Genomic DNA, 6,050 nt, shown 5'->3' with positions numbered 1-6,050 from the left:
AGGCGCAGCGCCCTTGGCGGAGGGGTCCGAGGTTGCGCCCGCTGCGGCCGGCGCGCCCTGGGCCTGGGGCTGGGCCGGGGCCGCGGCGGGACCGGCTTTGCCACCCGCCTTGGCCGGGTCCAGGCCGCTGGCCTTGCGCAGCTTGTCGGCCACCGGCGTGGCGGTCGGCTCCACGCCGCCCAATCGTTTCAACCCGGCGACCACGTCCAGCCAGTTCAGGTTGGCATTGGCGTAGCGGCGCACATGGATCTGCGGCGCCCACAGGCCCACCTCGCCCACATAGGCGTGGCGCGCAATGGGCTCCAGTTCCAGGCGGGTGACCGTCAGCGCGCTCCAGGCGACGAGATTTGCGCCAGCGGTGTCGCGCAGGTCCAGCCGCCGCAGGCCAAGGTCTCCGACCACGCGGATCTTGGGCGGCGCGTCCTTGGGCTGCTCGAACACCACTTGCAGGTTGGAATCCAGCAGCGCGCTTTCCACCTTGAACGGCAGCGGCATGGGCCAGACGTCCGCCCACTTTTCCAGTTGCAGCCCGTTGAAGGCCACGCGCAGCGTGGACGAGGGCACCTTGTCGAAGGGGCGCGCCACGCCGTTCAGATCAAAGGGGCTGCCGTTGATGCGCAGATGCACGCGCGGCTGCACATCGATGTCGGTGGCGTAGCCGAACGTGGAGATGAACGGCACGCCCACGCCCAGCTCGTCGACCACCTGCTTGCGGCCGGTGACCTTGTCATCCAGCGTGATCGTGCCATTCTCGATCACCATATTGTTCAGCGAGAAGCGCGGCAGCCCTTCGTCCGGCTTGGGCGGTTCTTCGGGCTGGGCGGCCGTCAATTCGGCCACTCGTTGCTGAATATCAGAGAAATTGAAGCGCGTGACGTCCTCGCGGACGATGGCGATGTTAGGCTCGCGCAGCGTCATTCGATCGACGACCGGCGCAAACCAGAACAGGGAAGTCCAGGCCGCGCTGACGTCCAGCTCGGCCAGCGTCAAGAGCGGCGTCTGCGAATCGGGCTGGGCCACGGCCAGGTCGCGCGCGCGGACGGTCAGCGTGAAGGGATTGAAGCTGATGTCGCCGACGGAGACGTCCCGCCCGATCATCTTGGAGACGTCCTGCACCAGGACGTTGTGCAGCACTTTGGGGACTTGCCACGCGGCAACCCCGAAAAGGATCAGTACGAATGCCGCAATACCCAGAAGAATCTTGCCGACCCGGCGGGTTAACCGAAGCTTGGGCATCCGCAAGGGCATTGCGCGTCTCCTGATACGAATTGAAGGGCGAGCGTTTCCGTCCTTCTAATGACTACAGGCGCGATTATCGCGCCCCCTGCACCGCTCGTCTATCATAGGCGTATCGATGGGCCGATCCGGCCAGCCGGGACCGCCCTTTTCAATCATTAACAATTATCGCTCCCGATTCCCATGTCCACGCCCACCCCAACCTTGAGCCACCTGGATGAAGCCGGGCAGGTCCGCATGGTCGACGTCATCGCCAAGACCGACACCGAGCGCGTGGCGATCGCCACCGCCAGCGTGCGCATGAACGCCGTCGCCTATGGCCTGCTGACCCAGCCGGGCCAGGGCAAAGGCGAAGTCCTCAACACCGCCCGCGTCGCCGCCATCCTGGCCGCCAAGCGCTGCGCCGACACCATCCCGCTGTGCCACAGCCTGCCGCTGGCCTTCGTCGGCGTCGAGTTCGCGCTGGACGACGCCGAACACCGCATCGACGTGCTGGCCACCTGCCGCACCAGCTACAAGACCGGCGTGGAAATGGAAGCCATGATGGCCTGCAGCGTCGCCGCGCTGACCATCTACGACATGTGCAAGGCTGCCGACAAGGGCATCGTCATCGAGCAAGTTCGCCTTAAGTACAAGGCAGGAGGAAAAAGCGGTGAATGGCGCAACGATTAATCTTCTCTACTTCGCGCGCGTGGCCGAACTGGTCGGCAAGCGCTCCGAAGCCTGGCCACTGGAAGGCGAGTCCACCGGCGCGCAGTTGCTTGCCGCGCTGGGCGAACGCTACCCCCAGCTGGCGCCCTCCGCGCGCCTGAAGCTGGCCATCAACCAGACCCACTCCAAGCCGTCCGCGCCCATCCGCGCGGGCGACGAGGTCGCGGTATTCGAACCCGTCACCGGAGGTTGAACGCCATGATCAGCGTCCAGGAAGCCGACTTCGACGGCGCCGCGCTCACGGCCGCGCTGCGGGAGAGCGCCGGCCCGGGCGTGGGCGGCATCGTCACGTTCGTGGGCTATGTGCGCGACTACGCGCCCGACACGCCCACCGACACGCTCTTTCTCGAACACTACCCAGGCATGTGCGAACGTGAACTGGAAGAGATCGCCGCGACCGCCCGCGCGCGCTGGAACCTGGCCGGCACGGTCATCGTGCACCGGGTGGGCGCGCTGCACCGCAATGCCCAGATCGTCTTCGTCGCGGCGGCCAGCGCCCATCGCGGCGACGCCTTCCGCGGCTGCGAATACATCATCGACGCGCTCAAGACGCGCGCGCCCTTCTGGAAGCGCGAAACCCTCGCGGGCGGCAGCAGCTTCTGGGTGGAGCAACGCCAATCCGACCAGGACCGCACGCAGTCCTGGGATGAAGACACCACCGCCTAGAAGAGGAAAATCCATGAGCGACGAAAGCCTTGTTTCGCTGGCCTGCGCCGTGCTTACGGTCAGCGACACCCGCAGCGCGGGCGACGACACCTCCGGCAATCTGCTGGCCCATAGCCTCGCGCATGCCGGCCATCAGTGCGTGCGCCGCGACATCGTCAAGGACGACATCTATCAGATCCGCCGCATCATGAGCGACTGGATCGCCGATCCCGAGGTGCAGGTGATCCTGACCACGGGCGGCACGGGCTTCTCGCATCGCGACCATACGCCCGAGGCCATCATGCCCCTGCTGGACCGCGAGATTCCCGGCTTCGGCGAGCTGTTCCGCCAGATCTCCTATACCGAGATCGGCAGCTCCACCATCCAGTCGCGCGCCTTTGCCGGCTCGGCCAACCAGACGCTGATCTTCTGCCTGCCCGGCTCGAACAACGCCTGCGAAACCGCCTGGGCGCAGATCATCCGCGAGCAGCTGGACAGCAGTCACCGTCCCTGCAATTTCGCCACCCATTTCAAGCAACGCGAAGAAGACAACTGACCCATGCTGGATTTTGATCAAGCCCAGACCCTGCTGGCCAACGCCGCGGGGCCGCTGCAACGCAGCGAAGAGGTGAGCCTGGCCGATGCCGCCGGCCGCGTGCTGGCCGCCGATCTCACCGCCACCGTGGACATACCGCCTGCCGACAACAGCGCCATGGACGGCTATGCGCTGCGCGTGGCCGACTGGGGCGCCGGCGTGCGCCTGCCCATCCAGCAGCGCTGCTACGCGGGGGAAATGCCGGAACCGCTCAAGCCTGGCCACGCCATCCGCCTGTTCACCGGCAGCCTGATTCCCGAAGGCGCGGATACGGTCGTCATGCAGGAAGACACCACCGAAGCCGACGGCCAGGTGGAAATCTCGCGTGCGCCCAAGGCCGGCCAGCACATCCGCCGCCGCGGCGAAGACACCATGGCCGGCGCGCCGCTGCTGGCCGCGGGCACCGTACTTGAAGCCGCCCACGTGGCGCTGATGGCTTCGCAAGGCCTGGCCCGCGTGCAGGTCTTCGGCCAGTTGCGGGTGGGCATCCTGACCACCGGCGACGAGCTGGTGCTGCCCGGCCAGCCGCGCGCGGCCGAGCAGATCTACAACTCCAACGGCCCCATGCTGGCCGCCCTGGCGCGCGGCATGGGCGCCCTGCCCGTGCACGTGCTGCACGCCCGCGACACCGAGACCGACCTGCACGCCGCATTCAAGACGCTGCTGGCCGATTGCGACCTGGTGGTGAGCGTGGGCGGCGTGTCGGTGGGCGAACGCGATCTGGTCAAGCCCGCGCTGGCCTCGCTGGGCGGCGAACTGGCGCTATGGAAGGTGCGCATGAAGCCGGGCAAGCCGGTGGCGCTGGCGCAGATCGACGGCAAGCCCGTGGTCGGCCTGCCCGGCAACCCGGTGTCGGCCTACGCCGTGTTCACCCTGCTGGTGACGCCGCTGATGCGCCGCATGCAGGGCCGCGAAACCTTGTTCCCGCCGACCAGCCTGCTGCCGCTGCGCACCGAGCATCCGCGCCAGGACAGCCGCGAGGAATTCCTGCGCGTGCAGCGCCGTCTGGCCGACGACGGCAGCGCCGAACTGGTGCCCTACGGCCATCAGGGTTCCGGGGTGATCAGCTCGCTGCCCTGGGCGACGGGCTTGGCCCGACTGCCGGCCGACGTGCAAGTGCAGGACAAGGACCGGGTCGCCTACTACGACCTGCGTCACTGGCTGGCGTAGCGCTCGGCCCGCGCCAGCTCATCTGGCGTGTTGACGTTCATGAAGGCATCGGGCGCGTCGTCGAAGCAGGCTTCGACCGCGCCCATCCTCGCCTGCCACAGCCCTACTTTGCGGTCCCCGGCCCGCAGGTACGCCAGCAGATCGGGCAATAGCGACGTGCGCAAGGCCATGCAGGCCGAATGGCGCTGTCCGTCCGCCACCGCATAGGCCATGGGCGCATTGGCGAACTCGGCCGCGCGCACCAGGCGCGCTGCCAGATCCTTGGGCAGGAACGGCGTATCGCAAGGCGCCACCACCAGCCAGGCCTCCTGGCGTGCGGCCTCCAGGCCCGCGGCAATGCCCAGCAGCGGCCCTTGCCAGGCGCCCAGATCGGCTTCGCCGTCCTGCACGACGGCGCCGTAGCGGGCATAGAGATCCAGGTGACGATTGGCGCTGATGACGAGGCGCGACACCTGCGGCGCCAGGCGGCGCGCCACGTGCGCCACCATGGGCTCGCCGCGCAACACGACCAGGCCCTTGTCCTGTCCGTTCATGCGCGCGCCCTGGCCGCCCGCGAGGATCAGGCCGGCGATGCCCCTGCTGGCAAACGCTTCAGCCACCGATGTAGCTCATCTCGATCTTGCGCGCGGGATCAGCCATGTTGCGGCCGCGCAGCTCGGAATAATGGTCGTTGCGCCCCGCCCAGATGCCCGCGATGATGCCGGCGAGTTCGGCGTCGCTGGCGCCGTCGCGCAGCGGCGCGCGCAGGTCGTAGCCATCGTGCGCAAACAGGCACAGGAAGAGCTTGCCTTCCGGCGACAGGCGCGCGCGCGTACAGCCGCCGCAGAAGGCGTGCGTGACGCTGGAGATGACGCCGATCTCGCCACCGCCGTCCAGGTAGCGCCAGCGTTCGGCCACGCGGCCCATTTCGCCGCTGGCCACGGGTTCCAGCGGATAGGCCGCGCCGATGCGGTCCAGCACTTCCTGGCTGGGCACCACCTCGGCAAGATTCCAGCCGTTGGTATTGCCCACGTCCATGTATTCGATGAAGCGCAGGATGTGGCCTGAATGGCGGAAGCGTTCGGCCATGGGCAGGATCTGCCCGTCGTTCAGGCCGCGCCGCACCACCATGTTGACCTTGACCGGCGCAAGCCCGGCCTCGGCCGCGGCGTCGACGCCGCGCAGCACGTCGTCGGGCGTGAAGCCGCTGTCGCTCATGCCCTGGAACATGGCCGGGTCCAACGCATCCAGGCTGACGGTGACACGCGTGAGCCCGGCGCTCTTGAGCGCCTCGGCCTTGCGCGCCAGCATGCTGCCGTTGGTGGTCAGGGTCAGGTCCAGCGGGCGGCCGGCGGGCGTGCGCAGGTCGGCCAACTGGCCCACCAGGTTCTCGATATGCTTGCGCAGCAGCGGCTCGCCGCCCGTCAGGCGGATCTTCTCCACGCCCAATTGCGTGAAGATGCCCGCCAGGCGGCTGATTTCCTCGAACGACAGCAGCGCCGAATGCGGCATGAAGGTGTAGCTGCTGTCGAAGACTTCGCGCGGCATGCAGTAGGTGCAGCGGAAGTTGCAGCGGTCCGTGACCGAAATCCGCAGGTCGCGCAAGGGACGCGCGCGCAGGTCCAGCGCGGGCTGTCCGTGCGGCGGCAGTTCGCCGGGCGCCAGCGGGCCGCTGCGGCGATCGGCAAGAAAGATCACTTTGCTCATGGGAGCA

The 6,050-nt window shown here is 67.9% G+C and carries 8 protein-coding genes; 5 read left to right on the top strand and 3 right to left on the bottom strand.

The genetic code is table 11. The features are described 5' to 3' along the window. The coding region (locus HV766_RS05975) for an AsmA family protein (protein WP_175180753.1) at positions 1-1,248 on the bottom strand (1,248 nt) is incomplete at its 3' end. A 171-nt stretch (positions 1,249-1,419) separates the two neighbouring features. Between HV766_RS05975 and moaC the strand changes: the two genes are divergently transcribed. Genes moaC through HV766_RS05950 form a run of 5 tightly spaced genes read left to right on the top strand, consistent with a single transcriptional unit; the run spans position 1,420 to position 4,357 of the window. Then, positions 1,420-1,908 carry a cyclic pyranopterin monophosphate synthase MoaC gene (gene moaC / locus HV766_RS05970; RefSeq protein ID WP_042794830.1) on the top strand — a complete coding sequence of 163 codons (489 nt, stop codon included), beginning with the start codon at positions 1,420-1,422 and terminating at the stop codon, positions 1,906-1,908. Next, positions 1,889-2,140, top strand: coding sequence for a MoaD/ThiS family protein (locus HV766_RS05965; RefSeq protein ID WP_054451574.1), 252 nt, complete (start codon positions 1,889-1,891; stop codon positions 2,138-2,140). The genes moaC and HV766_RS05965 overlap by 20 nt, the downstream gene beginning before the upstream one ends. Positions 2,141-2,145: 5 nt before the next feature. After that, on the top strand, positions 2,146-2,613 hold the full coding sequence (locus tag HV766_RS05960; protein ID WP_054451575.1) for a molybdenum cofactor biosynthesis protein MoaE: 468 nt from the start codon (positions 2,146-2,148) through the stop codon (positions 2,611-2,613). A 13-nt stretch (positions 2,614-2,626) separates the two neighbouring features. Next, positions 2,627-3,148, top strand: coding sequence for a molybdenum cofactor biosynthesis protein B (moaB, locus tag HV766_RS05955; protein ID WP_054451576.1), 522 nt, complete (start codon positions 2,627-2,629; stop codon positions 3,146-3,148). 3 nt (positions 3,149-3,151) lie between these two features. Further along, the gene (locus HV766_RS05950; protein ID WP_175180752.1) at positions 3,152-4,357 is read left to right on the top strand and encodes a molybdopterin molybdotransferase MoeA; all 1,206 of its coding nucleotides are present in this window, start codon (positions 3,152-3,154) and stop codon (positions 4,355-4,357) included. On the opposite strand, the gene mobA is transcribed toward HV766_RS05950, so the two are convergent. Both mobA and moaA read right to left on the bottom strand, forming a co-directional pair. Continuing rightward, positions 4,342-4,956 (bottom strand): molybdenum cofactor guanylyltransferase MobA, encoded by a 615-nt coding sequence (mobA, locus tag HV766_RS05945; RefSeq protein WP_302476935.1) that lies wholly within the window; start codon positions 4,954-4,956, stop codon positions 4,342-4,344. The genes HV766_RS05950 and mobA overlap by 16 nt on opposite strands. After that, positions 4,949-6,043 carry a GTP 3',8-cyclase MoaA gene (moaA, locus tag HV766_RS05940; RefSeq protein WP_175180751.1) on the bottom strand — a complete coding sequence of 365 codons (1,095 nt, stop codon included), beginning with the start codon at positions 6,041-6,043 and terminating at the stop codon, positions 4,949-4,951. Before moaA ends, mobA begins: the two co-directional genes overlap by 8 nt. Between the last annotated feature and the right edge of the window lie 7 nt (positions 6,044-6,050).

The sequence above is a fragment of the Achromobacter aegrifaciens genome (genome assembly GCF_902859735.1).
GTDB lineage: Bacteria > Pseudomonadota > Gammaproteobacteria > Burkholderiales > Burkholderiaceae_B > Achromobacter > Achromobacter aegrifaciens.
Note: the sequence above shows the minus strand (reverse complement) of the source record. Positions and strands in the feature narration are given on the sequence as shown.

Bases quoted from the DNA above. Each gene is read 5' to 3' on its own strand.
- moaC (WP_042794830.1), top strand. From the start codon at position 1,420: ATGTCCACGCCCACCCCAACCTTGAGCCACCTGGATGAAGCCGGGCAG.
- HV766_RS05960 (WP_054451575.1), top strand. From the start codon at position 2,146: ATGATCAGCGTCCAGGAAGCCGACTTCGACGGCGCCGCGCTCACGGCC.
- moaB (WP_054451576.1), top strand. From the start codon at position 2,627: ATGAGCGACGAAAGCCTTGTTTCGCTGGCCTGCGCCGTGCTTACGGTC.
- HV766_RS05950 (WP_175180752.1), top strand. From the start codon at position 3,152: ATGCTGGATTTTGATCAAGCCCAGACCCTGCTGGCCAACGCCGCGGGG.
- moaA (WP_175180751.1), bottom strand. From the start codon at position 6,043: ATGAGCAAAGTGATCTTTCTTGCCGATCGCCGCAGCGGCCCGCTGGCG.